Source organism: Plantactinospora sp. B24E8 (assembly GCF_039871735.1).
GTDB lineage: Bacteria > Actinomycetota > Actinomycetes > Mycobacteriales > Micromonosporaceae > Plantactinospora.
Genome location: NZ_JBDPMH010000005.1, coordinates 25842 through 41822 on the forward strand (window position 1 = coordinate 25842; position 15981 = coordinate 41822).

At 73.1% G+C, this 15981-nt stretch carries 15 protein-coding genes and 1 pseudogene; 11 read left to right on the top strand and 5 right to left on the bottom strand.

Annotated features, from left to right (window positions below; genetic code table 11):
• Positions 1–4: 4 nt before the first annotated feature.
• The 3 genes from ABGB21_RS10300 (at position 5) to ABGB21_RS10310 (ending at position 3113) form a co-directional block, all read left to right on the top strand.
• Positions 5–709 carry an RDD family protein gene (locus ABGB21_RS10300; protein ID WP_347656377.1) on the top strand — a complete coding sequence of 235 codons (705 nt, stop codon included), beginning with the start codon at positions 5–7 and terminating at the stop codon, positions 707–709.
• Positions 702–1991 carry an alpha/beta fold hydrolase gene (locus ABGB21_RS10305; protein WP_347656379.1) on the top strand — a complete coding sequence of 430 codons (1290 nt, stop codon included), beginning with the start codon at positions 702–704 and terminating at the stop codon, positions 1989–1991. The genes ABGB21_RS10300 and ABGB21_RS10305 overlap by 8 nt, the downstream gene beginning before the upstream one ends.
• 294 nt (positions 1992–2285) lie before the next feature.
• On the top strand, positions 2286–3113 hold the full coding sequence (locus ABGB21_RS10310) for an LppX_LprAFG lipoprotein (protein WP_347656381.1): 828 nt from the start codon (positions 2286–2288) through the stop codon (positions 3111–3113).
• A 112-nt stretch (positions 3114–3225) separates the two neighbouring features.
• Here ABGB21_RS10310 and ABGB21_RS10315 read toward each other — a convergent pair whose 3' ends face one another.
• The 3 genes from ABGB21_RS10315 to ABGB21_RS10325 form a co-directional block, all read right to left on the bottom strand.
• The gene (locus ABGB21_RS10315) at positions 3226–3987 is read right to left on the bottom strand and encodes a hypothetical protein (RefSeq protein WP_347656383.1); all 762 of its coding nucleotides are present in this window, start codon (positions 3985–3987) and stop codon (positions 3226–3228) included.
• 194 nt (positions 3988–4181) lie between these two features.
• Entirely contained in the window at positions 4182–4631 is a 450-nt protein-coding gene (locus ABGB21_RS10320) for an SAV_6107 family HEPN domain-containing protein (protein WP_347656385.1), read from the bottom strand.
• A 470-nt stretch (positions 4632–5101) separates the two neighbouring features.
• A complete protein-coding gene (locus tag ABGB21_RS10325; RefSeq protein WP_347656387.1) occupies positions 5102–6748 on the bottom strand; it encodes an RICIN domain-containing protein in 1647 nt (548 codons plus the stop codon).
• A 221-nt stretch (positions 6749–6969) separates the two neighbouring features.
• Here ABGB21_RS10325 and ABGB21_RS10330 point away from each other — a divergent pair, with 221 nt between their 5' ends.
• A complete protein-coding gene (locus tag ABGB21_RS10330; protein WP_347656389.1) occupies positions 6970–7950 on the top strand; it encodes an EamA family transporter in 981 nt (326 codons plus the stop codon).
• Positions 7951–8035: 85 nt separating this feature from the next.
• On the opposite strand, the gene ABGB21_RS10335 is transcribed toward ABGB21_RS10330, so the two are convergent.
• Positions 8036–8737, bottom strand: a complete 702-nt coding sequence (locus ABGB21_RS10335) for a phosphatase PAP2 family protein (protein WP_347656391.1) — start codon at positions 8735–8737, stop codon at positions 8036–8038.
• Positions 8738–9043: 306 nt separating this feature from the next.
• Here ABGB21_RS10335 and ABGB21_RS10340 point away from each other — a divergent pair, with 306 nt between their 5' ends.
• From ABGB21_RS10340 to crtI, 7 genes are all read left to right on the top strand, one after another.
• Positions 9044–9427, top strand: a complete 384-nt coding sequence (locus ABGB21_RS10340; RefSeq protein WP_347656393.1) for a VOC family protein — start codon at positions 9044–9046, stop codon at positions 9425–9427.
• A 120-nt stretch (positions 9428–9547) separates the two neighbouring features.
• The gene (locus ABGB21_RS10345) at positions 9548–10036 is read left to right on the top strand and encodes a YbaK/EbsC family protein (RefSeq protein WP_347656395.1); all 489 of its coding nucleotides are present in this window, start codon (positions 9548–9550) and stop codon (positions 10034–10036) included.
• Positions 10033–10839 (top strand): monooxygenase, encoded by an 807-nt coding sequence (locus tag ABGB21_RS10350; RefSeq protein WP_347677486.1) that lies wholly within the window; start codon positions 10033–10035, stop codon positions 10837–10839. The genes ABGB21_RS10345 and ABGB21_RS10350 overlap by 4 nt, the downstream gene beginning before the upstream one ends.
• On the top strand, positions 10836–11390 hold the full coding sequence (locus tag ABGB21_RS10355) for a GNAT family N-acetyltransferase (protein ID WP_347656399.1): 555 nt from the start codon (positions 10836–10838) through the stop codon (positions 11388–11390). The genes ABGB21_RS10350 and ABGB21_RS10355 overlap by 4 nt, the downstream gene beginning before the upstream one ends.
• On the top strand, positions 11387–12256 hold the full coding sequence (locus tag ABGB21_RS10360; protein ID WP_347677488.1) for a carotenoid biosynthesis protein: 870 nt from the start codon (positions 11387–11389) through the stop codon (positions 12254–12256). Before ABGB21_RS10355 ends, ABGB21_RS10360 begins: the two co-directional genes overlap by 4 nt.
• 5 nt (positions 12257–12261) lie before the next feature.
• Positions 12262–13401 carry a glycosyltransferase family A protein gene (locus ABGB21_RS10365; protein WP_347656467.1) on the top strand — a complete coding sequence of 380 codons (1140 nt, stop codon included), beginning with the start codon at positions 12262–12264 and terminating at the stop codon, positions 13399–13401.
• A gap of 54 nt (positions 13402–13455) precedes the next feature.
• Complete coding sequence (crtI, locus tag ABGB21_RS10370) at positions 13456–14955, top strand: phytoene desaturase family protein (protein ID WP_347677490.1); 1500 nt, start codon at positions 13456–13458, stop codon at positions 14953–14955.
• A gap of 301 nt (positions 14956–15256) precedes the next feature.
• Here the strand turns inward: crtI and ABGB21_RS10375 are convergent.
• A pseudogene (locus ABGB21_RS10375) lies at positions 15257–15937 on the bottom strand (CDP-alcohol phosphatidyltransferase family protein); the annotation flags it as partial.
• Positions 15938–15981: the final 44 nt, after the last annotated feature.

Below are 15981 nucleotides of genomic sequence, written 5' to 3' on the forward strand. Positions count from 1 at the left end.
AGCAATGACCGAACAACAACGGATCGACGAGTTCGCCGACGAGTTCGCCCGACACCTGGTCGCACCGCCCGACGAACGCCGGCAACGCCGGGCCGAACTCGTCGGGCACCTGACCGACGCCGCCGAGGCCGACGAACTGGCGGCGGCGTTGGACCGGCTGGGCAGTCCAGAGTCCGCGGCGAAGTCGTTCGCCGGGGAACGGACCCGGCCCCTCGCCCTTCCGGGGCGGCGGTTCGCGGCCGCGGCCGTCGACAATCTGCCGCTCATCGGGGTGACGATCGCACTGTTCGTTCTCGACGTCGTTCGCGCGTCGACCGCGGGCGGTGGGTTCGCCGCGACCTTCCCACCCACGCCGTACCTCGAGATCGGCGGCTTCTGTGCGACGGTCACCCCGCTGGACTGCGGCGCCGAGGCGTACCCGGGCGCCGGGCTGTTCCGGGCGATCGGTGTACCGGCCGCACTGCTCTGGTCGATCCTCGGTCTGGGAATCCTCGAGAGCCGGGCCGGCACCACCCCGGGCAAGCGGATGCTGCGGCTGCGGGTCGTCACCGAGGACGGCCTGCGGATCTCCACCGGGACGGCGCTGCTACGCCGGCTCAGCTTCCTCCTCGGGCCACTCGCCTGGCTGGACTGGATTCCGCTGCTGTGGGGCGACCGGCGACGTCTGCTGGACCGGGTGACCGGCAGCAAGGTCGTCAGCGATGGGTGAGCCGAAGCGTCCCTCCCTGCCGCAGCGGGTGGTCGCCTGGTCCGGCGTCGTGGTCGCGGCCCTGGCTGGTGTGCCGGTTGCGATCGCCACGCTGCTCGCGGTCGCGGCGGTCACCGGCAGCCGGGGCGCGGCCGTGGTCGGGGCCGGGCTGGCCACACTCGTCTGCACCGGCGGGCTCGTCCGGCTCGCCGGCCGCTGGATCACCGCCCGGGGCCGTAGCCGTACCTGGCTGACCGGAGCGGTCACGACGGTCACCCTGGCCGGCGTGACGGTCCTGTTCGGCGCGTTCCTTTTCGCACCGGCACCGCCCAGCACCCCCGTCATCCAGACCGACGATGTCCGGTACTGGGAACTGTCCACCGGCTCGCGCATCGCCTACCTGCACTTCCCGGCCCGGGGTGAGATCCGCCCCACGCCGGTTGTCCTCGTACACGGTGGTCCGGGCGCCCCCGGCGGGCCTCAGGACGCGCTCGCGGCCGAGCTCACCGCCGCCGGTTTCCCCGTGTACGACTACCACCAGGTCGGCTCCGGCCTGTCCGGACGCCTGGCCGACGCCGGGGAGTACACGGTGGCCCGGCACGTCGCCGACCTGGAGGCGATCCGGCGGACGGTCGGGGCGGACCGGCTCGTCCTGGTCGGTGCCTCGTGGGGCGGTACGCTCATCGCCCACTACCTCGCCGCACATCCCGACCGGGTCGACCGTGCGGTCGTCTCCTCGCCCGGCGAACTGTGGGCACCGGCGGTCTCCGAGACCGAGCGGTTCACCGACGCCGGTCGCCACGACCAGCGGTCCGCGGTCTCCCGCCACCCGCAGCTTCTGCTCGCCCACGTGCTGATGTCGGTGGCCGGTCCGCGGGTCGCTCGTACCCTGCTTCCCGACGAACAGCTGGACGGCGTGTTCGAGTCGCTCGTCGGTGACCTCGACATGCGACCCGGATGCGCGGTCCGACCCGTGAGAGCTCCGGACGAGCCTCGCGGGTTCGGTTTCTGGGCCAACGCCGCGACCGCGTTCGACGCCGAACGGGCACCTGATCCGAGACCGACGCTTCGCCAGGCCACCGCGCCGGTACTGGTGCTGCGCGGCGAGTGCGACTACCTCGCCTGGCCGATCACCCGCGAGTACCGGAACGTGCTGCCGAACGCCACCCTGGTCGGTGTCGGGGATGCGGGACACACCATCCCCACCGACCGGCCCCGGTTGTACCACGCGCTCGTCCGCGCGTTCCTGCTCGACCAGCCGCTGCCCCAACCGGCCTACCTCGGTACGGATTCTCCCTGGTGAGAGTGCGGGTTCTCCCTGGTGGGACGGCGCGCGGCAAAGCGGGGACGGCGCACGTCCACACTGAACCTTTTTCAACCTCCCCTTGCGGTCCGTCGTGGCGCAGGTGGAAGTCGGGATGCATGCGCCGCGCGGTTCAGGTTGAAAAGGTTCACTGGCCCGGGGTGGCCGCCGTCCGGTCGTCCGGGCCGCCCCCGTCCCAGCTGGGGTCCACCGTCCCGGGTTGACCGGTTGGGATAGCGTGTCACCCGTCTATTGGGGGAGTTCCCCATCCATCTCTCGGGGGAAGGCTGTCACTTGTCACGTTGGAAGAGCGCCGCGGTCCTGTCGGTCTCCGCACTCACGGCACTCACGATGACCGCCTGCGGTTCGAACGCGGGTCCGTCGGACGGGTCGAAGCCGAGCGTGCTCGAGCAGCTCGCCAGCGACCTCAAGGGTTCGTTGCAGAAGATCGTCGACACCACCGACAAAGCCAATTCCGTGACCATGACCGTGGAGGGCACGGCCGCGGGCGAAAAGATCAACATGCGGGGGGTCCTGGACCTGCGTGACCCGGTCAAGGCCGAGATGACGATGGACGCGCCGGAGGGCGCGATGACCATGCGGATGATCGGCACCGTCATCTACGTCGAGGTGCCCGAGGCGGAGCGCTCGACCATGGGCGGGAAGCGCTGGTTCAAGATGGACCTGGGCGCCGCCGGAGCCCAGGCTGGCATGGACTTCGCCAAGCAGCTCGAGGACATCGACCCGACCAAGCAGGTCAAGACGCTGCTCGCGACCGAGGGGACCACCGTCGTCGGCGAGGAGACGCTGAACGGGGTACGCACGGTCCACTACACCGTGACCACCCCGGTGGCGACCTACCTGGGACAGATGGACGCGGACGCGCGCAAGACGGTCGAGCAGGAGCTGACCAAGAACGGCGTCAAGGAGGTCAAGATCGACCTCTGGGTCGACGAGCAGTACCTGCCGCGCCGGGCGCACATGGTGATGGGCACGATGAGCGACATGAAGATCGACTACACCGACTACGGCAAGCCGGTGAACATCGAGACCCCGGCCGAGTCGGAGACCGCCGACTTCGCCGACATGCTGAAGGGCCTGGAAGGCCTGCCGACCAGCTGAGTCATCATCCCTGCACGGCCACTCCGCCGTGTTCCGTCCGTCGGGATCCCGGCGGACGGAACACGGCGGTTTGTGTGGGGACCCGGCGGCACTCCGACCGGGGTGCCCGGAGTCACCGGGTCCGGACGACGGCAAGCGGGGTCTGACGTCCGGTGGGCGGGGTCTGACGTCCGGTGGGCGCCACCGTGGTCGAGGCCGCGACCGGGGGCGACGCCGCCGTCCGGGTCTTCCGGTCGCCGGGCATCCAGACCCGGATCTCCTTCGGCCGGGCTGCCGTCCCCCGACCCCGGGCGGAGATGGTCACCTCCCGCCGTCGCAGCCGTCCGTGCCCCTGCCCCAGGCCCTCCCACCGGCCGCGCAGCACCTGGAGGGTGAGGTCGGCCCCGGTCCAGCGGCCGTACGGTACGAACACACTGCCCCGCTGGCGGGCCCGAGCGGCCAGCCGGTCGGCGACCGAGGCGGAGACGGTGCCGGGAACCGCGGCGACCACCACGTCGACCCCGTCGATCAGGGCGGCGACCACGGTCGCCCACTCCGGGCCGGGATGGGGTACGAGAGCGAGCCGGTCCAGTGCGATGCCGAGTTCGGCGGCGGCGGCCGCGCCGAGCGTGGGCACCCCCACCACGGCACACCACGATCCGGCCCGGGATGCCTCGACGAGTAGCGCCAACATCAGCGAGGTGCTGCCGCTGGGCCCGGACTGAGTGGCCCCGACCACGACGGTGCTACCGCGTCGCAGCCCGCGCTGCGGCAGCAGCCCGGCCAGTTCCGGCAGCACCGGTAGCGTCCGGTGCGGGTCGGTCGACGCCGTACCGGACGCCGGTCGGACCAGCCCGGCCAGGGCAGTGGACCCGAGCACCATCCGCCCCGCCATAGTGCCCCGCCCCCCGTGTCGCCTGTCCCCGGTGCCGCCCTGTCCCCGGCATTCCCCTGCTCCCGGTAGGTGCTGGCCGCCTCCGGAGCTGCCCTGTACCAGGTGCTGCCTGTCTCCGGTCGACGGCATCGCCGCCGGTCCGTCTCTGGTCCGCCCCGACCACACCCGGACGCGCCTGGGCGCCCGGACCCGACTCAGGCGGCGATGCCGTCGAGCACGGGCTGATTGGCCAGGCCGAGCGCCACCTCGACCACCGCGACGAACTGCTCGGCGGCGCGGAGCAGGTCGTCGGCCTCCCGGGCGCTCACCACCCGCGGGATGCCGGCCTCGGCGGCGGCCCGCTTGGTCGCGCCGGTGGCGAAGTAGTTGGCCCACTCCCCCAGCTCGGGGGCGACCACCACCAACAGGGCCCAGACACTGGTGACCCGGTTACGGCGGGTCGGCGCGGGCCGGGCCCGGGCGGCGAGCAGCGCCGCGGCGGCACGCAGGGCGGCCAGGTGCGCCGCCGCGTACCGCAGGCCGTCGGGTCTGGTCTCGGCGGCTTCCGCCAGCCCCATTCGGGCGATCTTCAGTAGTTGGGCCGGGGTGCGGTGCGGCAGCACGTGCGACGGCACCGTCGGCGCCTGAGCCTGGCTGGTCGGCATGGGACTGTCTCCTCCGCGTCACCCATTCACCACGCCACCACCGGAGATCGGCGGTGACGCTCTCGAGCCGGACGACCCGCCGCGTGGGGGAAGGCGCGACGAGTGTCGCCGGCCGGATGTGGACGCTTCCCCACACCACACCCGGCCGGCCGACCCGGCGGTTCGACCGCACGCCGCCCGGGGGTCGTGGGCGGCGGACGGTGATCCGCCTGAGGGCTCCGGAATCGCGGCTCCGAAGCCCGTGCGGTCCGCGAAAACCGCACTCCGGGGGTCACGCCGCGAACGCCGCCCCCGGCGTCTGCCCGAGCGTCCGGTCCGGGGAGAGTGACCCGCGTCGAGGCGTTTGCCATCGAGGTGAGTGGCATCGACTCTCACCCAATCGAACACTCGTTCTAACTACTGGAGAGAGTACACCCCGACACCGACAAGAACGCAAGTAACCGGGGCGGTCGGACCGCACCAGGCCAAGGTCAGCACCAGTTCAGCGTGGAGTTGTTCCGGGTGACGTTGCGGATCACGTTGTTGGCACCGCCGCAGGGGTTCTGGGTGATGTTGGTGTTGCTCACCGTCAGGTTCTGCAGGGTGATGCCGGAGGAGATCGGGAACTCCGACCGGGCCGCGATCCGGACCTCACCGCCGCCGGTCACCGTCCCCGACTGCCCGGCAACGGTGACGTTGTAGCAGTTCTCGATCAGGATCGAGTTGTTTCCGGTGTTCGAGATGGTCACCCGGTCGATCACCGCGCCGCCGCTCTCCGACACACAGAAGATCCCGCGCCCACCACCCCGGGCGATCACCGTGCCGACCCGGATGTTCGTCGGGTAGCCACTGCCCACCCGGCCGTTGCGGTTGGCCATCCGGAACGCCGCGTACCCGGTGCCGGCGCCGGCGTTGTCGGCGTCGACCGTACCGATGGTGGCGTTGATGGTGTCGTTGAGCAGCAGTCCGGACTCGCCGACATTGCGGGCCGTCACGGTGCCGACGGTCAACCCGTCCACCCCGTACGTCTCCACGCCCTGGCTGCGGGTGCCCTGGACGTACACGTTGTCGATCCGGATGTTGCGGACCTTCACCGCCCGGTCCCCGCCGTGGTTGTCGATCCGGACGCCGAGCCCGGCGGAGAGCCGCATGTCGATCTGGCCGAGCGTCAGGTTGTTCACGTTGCGCATGAAGATGCCGTACAGCGGCGACCCGGTCAGGGTGAGGTGCTGCACCTCGATGTCGGTGGCGCCACGGGCGTACACCGGGGCCTGGTCCCCGGATCCGGAACCGGTCACGTTGATCGTGCCGCAGACGTCCAGGATCGTGTAGCTGGGCAGCGACAGCCGGGAGTTCGCGCTCACCGAACCCGAACCCCGGACCACCACCCGCTGCTTCGAGGTACGCCCCGACGACAGGCTGTTCACCGCGGCCTGCATGGCGGAACGCATGTCACTGCCGGTGTAGACCGTGCTGCCACCGTTGCGGGCGGTCCAGGTGCCGCCGTTCAGTACCGCCTCGGCGTGGAACGAGCCACTGCCGCAGTCGGCACTGCCGCCACCACCGCCGGCGCCCGAGCCGACCCGGACCAGCTGCCACTGCTGGTTGTAGCCGCCCAGGTCCTGGTACTGGGCGACGATGCCGCCGTCGGCGGTGGACCACTCCCAGACGTCCAGCGCCTTGCCGCTGTGCCGGTTGACGAAGCGCACGTACCCGCCTTCGGAGTCGGCGACCCCGAAGTGCTGGCGGTTCGAGCCGTTGTCGGCGTTCTGCACCAGTTGGGTGCCGTCGGAGGCGTTCGGCAGCTCCAGGACCTTGCCGCTGTGCCGGGATCTGATCTTGTAGTAGCCGTTGCCCGCGTTGACGAACTGCCACTGCTGCTGGTTACCGTCGTTGCGGGCCCACTGCACGATCGGTGCCCCGTCGTTGGTGGCGAAGTTGTAGACGTCGAGCGCCTTGCCGCTGTGTCGCGAGACGAACACGTACCAGGCGCCGGTGTCGATGGTGGCCGCGGCGGCAGGCGCCACGCCGACCGCCGTACCGGCCAGCAGCGCCGCGACGACCACGACGAGGGCGCCACGCCAGCCCCGGCGTCGGGTTCCGGCGTCGGGCGGGATCCTGCTGGTGATGGGTGTCATCGGTCCTCCTGAGGCTGAGGCTGAGGCTGGGAACGGTGGCCGGGAAAACCGCCCGACGAGTTGACCGAGCACGGGGGAAAAGGCTTTCCCAGCATCCAGGCAACGTATCGAATCGTTTCAATACAGTCAATGCCGTCGATGGGTCCGGGGCCGCGCCGCCCGCTCGGCGTAATGGCCGATACTCACTTAGCTCCTGACATCTCACCGGGTAGCCTCATCCGGTGGCGACAACACGGAAGCCGGCGCTCGGCGTACTGATGGTGCTCTCGTCAGGTGTCCTCTTCGCGGTCAACGGCACCGTCTCGAAACTGGTACTGCAGGCCGGCGTCGAGGCACCACAGCTCACCCTGCTCCGCGCCGCGGGCGCGTTCGTCGGCCTGCTCGCGCTGAGCCTGCTCCTGCGGCCCGGCATCCGCCGGCTCCGGGTCACCGCCGGACAGCTCCCCCTGCTGATCGGGTACGGCCTGGCCGGGTTCTTCCTCGTCCCGATGCTCTACTTCGTCGCGATCTCCCGGATGCCGGTCGGGATCGCGCTGCTGTTCGAGTACACCGCCCCACTGCTCGTCGCCCTCTGGGCCCGGTTCGGCCAGCGCCAGCAGGTCCGGTCCCGGCTCTGGGCCGGGCTGGCGCTGAGCCTCGTCGGACTGGCCTGCGTGGCCGAGGTCTGGGGGGAACTCAAACTGGACACGCTCGGGGTACTCGCCGGGCTTGGCGCCGCCGTCCTGCTGGCCGGCTACTACGTGCTCGGCGCCCGCGGCGTCCAGGAACGGGACACCCTGTCGCTGACCACCTGGGCGTTCGGCACCTCCGCCGTGGCCGGGCTGCTGGTCCGGGTGGTCACCGACGGGACCGGCGGCTGGGAGCCGCTGGGCGCGACGACCGACGCCGGCGTACCGGTCGCGCTGCTCTGCGGGTACGTCGTCCTGCTCGGCTCGATCGTGCCGTACCTGCTGGTCGCCGGCGCGCTACGGCACCTCCCCGCGACCAGTGTCGGGATCCTCGGCATGGTCGAACCGGTGATCGCCGCCGCGGTCGCCTGGACCGTGCTCGGGGTCGGCGAGGCGCTCAACGCCGCCCAGCTCGCCGGCGGCCTGCTGGTGCTGGCCGGCGTCGCGCTCGCCGAGACCGCCCGGACCAGCGCGCCACCGGCCGCGCCCGGCACCCCCGCACCGGCCCCCGACGTGGTCGCCGCCCCCCGCTGACCGACCCACGGCTCCCGCCGACCGCCGGGGCGGCCGACCCGTCCGTCCGGTCACCCTCCGGGCGCGGTCCCGACCGGCGGTCCGGTCACCGCCGCGGTCGGGCCGGTCGCAACCGACCCGCGTACCACCGTGCCGTCAGCCGTTCGGCGACCGGGGTCAACGTCACCAGCAGCGCGATGGTGGTGGTCGCGCCGAGCAGGAGCCCGGCCAGTACGTCGTGCGGATAGTGCACCCCGGCCACCACCCGCATCGCCGCCACCACGCCGGCCACCGGTACGGCGACGAAGCCGAGTCGCGGGGCCAGGACGACCAGTCCGGCGGCCAGTGCCCCGACCACCGTCGAGTGGTTGCTCGGGAAGGACCAGTCACCGGGCGGCGGGCACGGCACCCAGGTGACCACGTCCCCGAACGCCCGACAGGGCCGTTCCTGGTCGACCACCAACTTCACCGCCTCGCTGGTCAGGTACGCCGACACCGCGCCCAGCACGACCAGGACGGCACCGGCCGCCGCCGGGCTGCGACGTCGCCACCCGGTCCACCCCGTCCAGGCCAGCAGACCGGCGATGGTCAACACCCCGGCGAGGGCGACGTGCTCGCCGGGGGCGTGCAGCCAGTCCGGCAGGCGTCCGGCCCCACCGACCACCGCCCGGTACGCCTCGGCGGACGGCCCGTCGGTCACCACCCGCAACCGTGGGTCACCGAGGCCCCCCGGGGCGAGCAGGGCCACCACGACTCCCCCCGCCACCAGCGCCAGTACCGCCACCAGGATCCGTCGCATGATCGTCATGGCGCCCCAAGGTAGCCACGACGAGGTTCCCTGACTCCGCCCGAAGGTCATCTCTGCCGTACGACCTTCGTCAGCGGCGCCGACGTCGACAGCCGCGCCGGCGTCGCCACCCCGTGGGCCGAACCGCAATCGATCATCTCCTCACAGTGGACCAGCTGCGGCATTTGTCGCATGCGCCACGCCGTGGCGTACCGCGACCGGGGACGGCCCGCAGGCACCAGGGGCCGGCGGGGCAAAACTCTATACGCTGTACGGTGTACAATGAACGGAGTTTCGTCCCGCCCCGAGGAACATCGAGGAGCACGTGTGAAGATCACCTCATCCGCCGTCTCGCTGAACGTCGACGACGTCGCCGCCTCCAGCGACTTCCTCACCACCCACTTCGGCTTCCGCCAGGAGATGGCCGCCGACGGCTTCGCCTCGCTGACCCGCGACGACGCCGGCATGAACGTCGTCTTCCTGCGTCGGGGCCTGGCGACGTTGCCGGCGGACCAGCGCGACGACCACGCCCGGGGGCTGATCCTCGCCTTCGTCGTCGACGACCTGGAGGGGGAACTGGCCCGGCTGCAGGCCGAAGGGGTGACCATCACCATGCCGCTGACCACCGAGGAGTGGGGCGAACGCGCCTTCCAGGTCCGCGACCCCAACGGCGTCATCGTCCAACTCGTCGACTGGAACGGGCCCCGCTGAACTGTCTCCCGCCGGCAGGCCGTACCCCGGCCGCCGGCGGGCGGCACCGTCATCCGCCCCGGGCCGGATGACGGCAATTCGACTGGGGACACCCGCCGGGTTCCGGGCAAGATGATGCCCATGCAGTCACATCCCAACGTGCAGACGGTGCAGGACGCGCTCGACAACGCGGGCGCCCGGGACGGCTCCGGCGCGGAGAGCCGGATCCGCGTCCTGTCCGAGGCGGTACACACCGCGGCCGCGGCGGCCGCCGCGCTCGGGATCGAGGTGGGCCAGATCGCCAACTCGCTGATCTTCGACGCGGACGGCGAACCGCTGCTGGTCCTCACCTCTGGAGCGCACCGGGTGGACACCACCCGGGTCGCCGCGATGCTCGGGGTGGGGAAGCTCAAGCGGGCCACCCCGGAGTTCGTCCGGGAGCACACCGGCCAGCCGATCGGCGGCGTCGCACCGCTCGGGCACCCGAAACCGGTCCGGACCCTGGTCGACACGGCACTCGCCGACCACCCCGAGGTCTGGGCCGCCGGCGGGGTCCCCCAGGCCGTCTTCCCCACCACCTACGCCGAACTGCTCCGGATCACCGCTGGCAGCGCCGCCGAGGTGGCATGACCCGGCCCGGCCCAGGAGCCGGTCCGGCGTACCCCGGGACCGGGCCCGCCCGGCTGGTCACCCTGCACGTCTGGCGCGTACCCCGGCGATCGCTGCCCCGGGCCCTGGCCCGGATGGCGGTCGACCGGCACCGACTGCGGGCCACCCCCGGCGTACGGTTCGGCAAGCTGCTCGGCACCGGCGACGGTGACGGCTTCGGGCCGACCGACGCCGACCCGACCCGGTGGGCCGCCCTGGTCGTCTGGGCCGACCCGGCCCGGGCCGCCGGATTCGACACCACACCGGTGGGCCGGGCCTGGGGCCGGCTCGCCCACGCCGGCGCCCGGCTCGACCTGCGCCCACTCGCCAGTCGGGGACGCTGGGCCGGTACCGAACCGTTCGGCACCCTTCCCCCGCCCGCCGCGCCCACCGGGTCCGACCGGCCGCTGCTCGCCCTCACCCGGGCCCGGTTACGCCCCCACCGGGCCGTCGCCTTCTGGCGGGCCGTACCCCCGGTCGCCGCCGCGCTGCGGGAGACACCCGGCCTGCTGGCCCGGTTCGGCATCGGCGAGGCACCGCTCGGCTGGCAGGGCACGGTCAGCATCTGGCGTGACGCCGCGCACCTGACCGACTTCGCGTACCGTCACCCCGAGCACCGGGCGGCGATCATGCGTACCCCGACCCAACGGTGGTACGCCGAGGAACTGTTCGCCCGGTTCGAGGTGTGTGATCTCGCTGGTGACCCGGCGGTGCTCGACCGGGTCACGACCGACGACGACCAGGAGCCCCGACCCTGGCCGGGAGTGAGGAGCGGACGAGCATGAGGTTGGTGCCGTGGCAGCCGGACGATCTCGCCCGACGGCTCGACGACGTGGTGGCGGTCTACGGCGAGGCGATGGGTTACCGGCCGGAGCTCCTGGAGTCGCGGCGTGGCTACATCGCGACCCACGTACGTCGCCCCGGCTTCCGGGCGGTCGCCACCGTCAGTACCGACGGGCACCTGGTCGGCTTCGGCTACGGATACCTCTCCGCCCCCGGGCAGTGGTGGCACGACCAGGTGCACCGTGCGCTGACCGACGACGCCCGGAAGACCTGGTTCGCCGACTGCTTCGAGGTCGTCGAACTGCACGTCCGCCCGGTCGCCCAGGGGCACGGGCTCGGCGCCCGGCAGCTGCGTGCCCTGCTCGGCATGGCGCCCGGCGGCACCACCCTGCTCTCCACCCCGGAGGCCGACGAGCGGACCTCCCGGGCCTGGCGGCTGTACCGACGGTTCGGCTTCGTGGACGTACTGCGGGACTTCCACTTCCCCGGTGACGAGCGGGCCTTCGCCGTACTCGGCCGGACCCTGCCGCTGGCGCCGTCTCCACAACCATGAGGCGTGGGCCGGGACCGGTGGTCCCGCCGGACGGTCGCCCGGCCGGGTCGCTGGCCCGCCGACTGCCCTGGTTCCTCCTCGGCGTACTGGTGCTGGCCCAGATCTGCTACCCGTTGACCGGGGGCACCGTCCGGGCCCGGCTGACCGTGGCCACGGTTGTCCTCGGCTACCTGCTGTCGGTGAGCCACGCCCTGCTCAGCCGCGGTCCGCGTACGGCGGCGGCGCTGGTGCTCGTCACCACCGGCGGCGGCCTGGGGGTCGAACTGCTCGGCGTGACCACCGGGGTGCCGTTCGGCGGTTACCACTACTCCGGCGAACTGGGCCCGAAACTGGCCGGGGTGCCCCTGGTCATCCCGCTCGCCTGGACCTGGATGGCCTGGCCCGCCTGGCTCGCCGCGGTCCGGTTGAGCCGCCCGGGACCGGGCCGGGTCGGGCTGGCCGCCGTCGGACTCGCCGGCTGGGACGTCTTCCTCGACCCGCAGATGGTCGCCGAGGGCTACTGGAGCTGGCGGGACCCGGACCCGTCGCTACCGGGGATACCGACGGTGCCGGTCAGCAACTACCTGGGCTGGCTGCTCTTCGCCACCCTGCTGATGGCACTGCTGGGCCCGGTCGCCGGCCGGGCCGCCCGGGTGGCGGACGACACGGACGCGCCGATGTACGCCCTCTACCTCTGGACGTACCTCGCCAGCCTCCTCGCCCACGCGGTCTTCCTCGGCCTGCCCGCCTCGGCCGGCTGGGGTGCCCTGGCCATGGCGGTCGTCGCCGGCCCGCTCGCGGTGACCCTGGCCCGTCGCCACCGCCGCGTCCTGCCCGGCCCCGGCGGCGCCCCGACCACCGCCGGCAGCGGCACCCCGACCGGATGAACCGGATGGACACCCTGCTCACCGTGCTCGCCTGGACCGTCGCCGGTCTCGTCGGCGGGCTCACCGCACACGCCGGCCACAACGCCGCCCGCCGACTCCGCCGGCCCCCCGACCGGGCGACCGTCCGGGAACCCGTCGCGGTACTGCTGCCGCTGCGTGACGAGGTGGACCGGGTCACCCCGTGCCTGCGTGCGCTCCTGGCCCAGCGGGGCGTACCCGAGCTGGAGATCGTCGTACTCGACGACGGGTCGACCGACGGCACCGCCGACGTGGTCCGGGCCGTGGCCGGCGACGACCCCCGGGTACGCCTGCTGACCGGCACACCGCCGCCACCGGGCTGGCTCGGCAAGCCGTACGCGTGTCAGCAGCTCGCCGACCGGGCCGGGCCGGCGGCGACGGTGCTGGTCTTCGTCGACGCCGACGTGGTGCTCGCCCCGCACGCGGTGGCGGCGGCGGTGGCGGCCCTGCGGACGGCCTCCGCGACGCTGCTGTCGCCGTACCCCCGGATCGTCACCGGGTCGGCGGCCGAGCGACTGGTCCAACCGCTGCTGCAGTGGCTCTGGCTGACCTTCCTGCCGCTGCGGGTGATGGAACGGTCGGCCCGGCCGAGCCTGGCGGCGGCCGGCGGCCAGTTCCTGGTGCTGGACCGGGCCGGCTACCGGCGGGCCGGCGGGCACACGGCGGTCCGGGACCGGATCCTGGAGGACATCGAACTGGCCCGGGCGGTCAAACGCTCCGGCGGCCGGATCGCCCTCGCCGACGGGTCGACGCTGGCCGACTGCCGGATGTACCGGTCCTGGTCCGAGCTGCGGGACGGCTACGGCAAGTCGCTGTGGGCCGCATTCGGCCCGCCCGTCGGCGCCGCCGCCGTCCTCCTGCTGCTCCTGCTGCTGTACGCGGTACCGCCGCTGCTGGCGATCGGGGCGGCGCTGGCCGGGTCGGCCACGGCGGCCCTGGGCGGACTGGCCGGCTACCTGTTCGGGGTCACCGGGCGGCTGCTCACCGCCCGGGCGACCGGCGGCCGGCAGTGGCCGGACGGGTTGGCACACCCACTGTCGGTCGTGCTCCTCTGCTGGCTGACCGTACGGTCGTACCATCTGCGGAGGCGGGGACGGCTGCGCTGGCGGGGACGCCCGGTGCGCTGAGCCGCCGCTCGGAGACAGCGGACACCAGCGGGGCGGGGAGGAGGCGGACGGTTCGTGGCGCGGGTGGTCGTGGTCGGCGCCGGAGTGGGTGGTCTGGCCGCCGCGGCCCGGCTGGCAGCCCTCGGGCACGAGGTCACCGTCTACGAACGTGCCGAGGTGGTCGGCGGCAAACTCGGCCGGTACCAACGGGAGACCGAGGTCGGGACGTTCCACTTCGACACCGGCCCGAGCCTGCTCACCCTGCCACGGGTCTTCGCCGACCTGTTCGAGGCGACCGGCGCGAAACTCGACGAGTACCTCGACCTGATCCCGCTCGATCCGATCGTCCGACACCACTTCCCGGCGGCGCACGGCGGTTCCGACGCGCCGGCGACCGTGCTCGACTCCTGCCCCGACCCGGCCGTCTTCGCGGCCCGGATCGGCGCCGCGTTCGGCGAACCGGCGGCCCGGGACTGGCAGCGCCTGTGGCGGCGGGCCGGACGGGTCTGGGACGCCTCCTGGCGGGACGTGCTGCGCACCGCCGTCGACTCGCCGCTGGCGCTGACCCGGCTGGCCTGGCGGCTGCCGGACCTGGCCGCGATCGCGCCCGGCCGGACCCTGCGCGGGCTGGGCCGACAGCACCTGCGGGATCCCCGGCTGCGGATGCTGCTGGACCGGTACGCCACGTACACCGGGGCCGACCCGCGCCGGGCACCGGCCGCCCTGGTCGCGATCCCCTACGCCGAGCTGCGTTTCGGCGCCTGGTATCCACGTGGCGGGCTCGGCACACTCGCCGACGCGCTGCTCTCCCGCTGCCTCGACCTCGGGGTCGTGGTGGCGACCGGCACCACGGTCACCGGGATCGACGCGGCCGGCGGGCGGGTGCACGCGGTACGGCTCGGCCGTACCCGGGTACCGGCCGACGTGGTGGTGGCCAACGTGGACGCGCTGACCCTCTACCGGGACCTGCTGCCGACCCCCGACCGGCTGACCCGGCTCGCCGACCGGAGCCTGGGGGGTTTTGTCCTGCTGCTCGGGGTACGCGGCGAGTCCGGACTCGCCCACCACAACGTCTTCTTCCCCACCGACTACGACGCCGAGTTCGACGCGGTCTTCGGCGATCCGGGCCGGGGTGTACCGGCCCGGCCGGTGCCCGACCCGACCGTCTTCGTCAGCGCCCCCGCCGACCCGACCGGCCGGCCGGCCGGGCACGAGGCGTGGTTCGTGCTGGTCAACGCGGCCCGGCAGAGCCGCACGCTGGGCGGGATCGACTGGCGGCGCCCGGGACTGGCGGACGCCTACGCCGACCACGTCCTGGACGTGCTGGCCGCGCGCGGGGTCGACGTACGGGACCGGCTGGTCTTCCGGGAGGTGCGTACCCCGGCCGACCTGGCGGGCACGGCCGGTGCACCGGGTGGGGCGATCCACGGCAGCACCGGCGGCCTGCTCCGGCCGTCGAACCGGGGACCGGTGCACGGGCTGTTCCTGGTCGGCGGCTCCACCCACCCCGGCGGCGGCCTGCCGATGGTGACCCTCTCCGCCCAGATCGTCGCCGACCGGATCGGCCCCGGCTGAGCGGCTGTCCACCAGTCGCGAGGGGTCAGCGGAGGGTGCCGGGCGGTTCGGGCCCGCCCGGTTCCCGCGGGGTCACCTCCACCTCGGTCGGCTCCCGGCGGACCAGTTCCCGGCCGGCCGGAGCCGCCCGACCGATCGACTCGCGGCGGGCCGCCTCCGCGGCCGTCGTCGGACCGCCCGGCCCCGGGCGGGCCGTCGCCGGGTCCGCTCCCGGGCCGACCGACCCCGGTCGGGTCGGCTCCGGGCCGGTCGCTCCGGGCTGCCTGGTCGCCGTCTGGTTACCGGTCGGCTCGGTGCGGTCCAGGGAACGACGGACCACCGAGAGCAGTTGGACCATTCCGAAGATGCCGAGCAGCACCCAGATCGCGGTGGCCAGCGTGATCGTGCCGGCCGCCAGCTCCGGCATGACCAGCCGGGCCAGTCCGGCCACCAGCAGGCCGACCACGGCGATGCTGACCCGGCTCGGCCGCTCTCCCACGGTGACGGTGCCGATCTCCTTCATCCCCGCCGAGACGGACCGGGCCCGGGTGTACTCGTGCAGCCAGGACAGCGCCCCGGCGGTCACCACCAGCCCGCCCGGGGCTCCCAGCAGCCAGAATGCGACCAGCCAGGCGACCTCACCGACCCGGTCGGCCAGCGAGTCGTAGACGTAGCCGAGGCGGGTCGTCCGGCCGGTGACCACCGCGACCGCCCCGTCGATGCTGTCCGCGACCGACGCGAGCAGCACCAGGACGGCGGCGAGCACCGGGCCGAACGCGCCGGTGGGAGTCCGGGCGATGGTCACCGGGACACCGACACAGAGCAGGACGCCGACCACCGTCACCGCGGTCGGCGACACCCGCAGCCGGGCCAGGACACAACCCAGCACGTACGACATCCGCAGCCAGCGCCGTACCGAGGTGGTCGCCATCCGGGGGTCGAAGCCGCCGTGCAGCCGTGCCCACTTGACGGCGTACTCGTCCCAGGTCAACCGGTTGCCCACCTCTGGCTCAACCGTCGGACGGCACCCGGGGTCGCGCCCGGGGC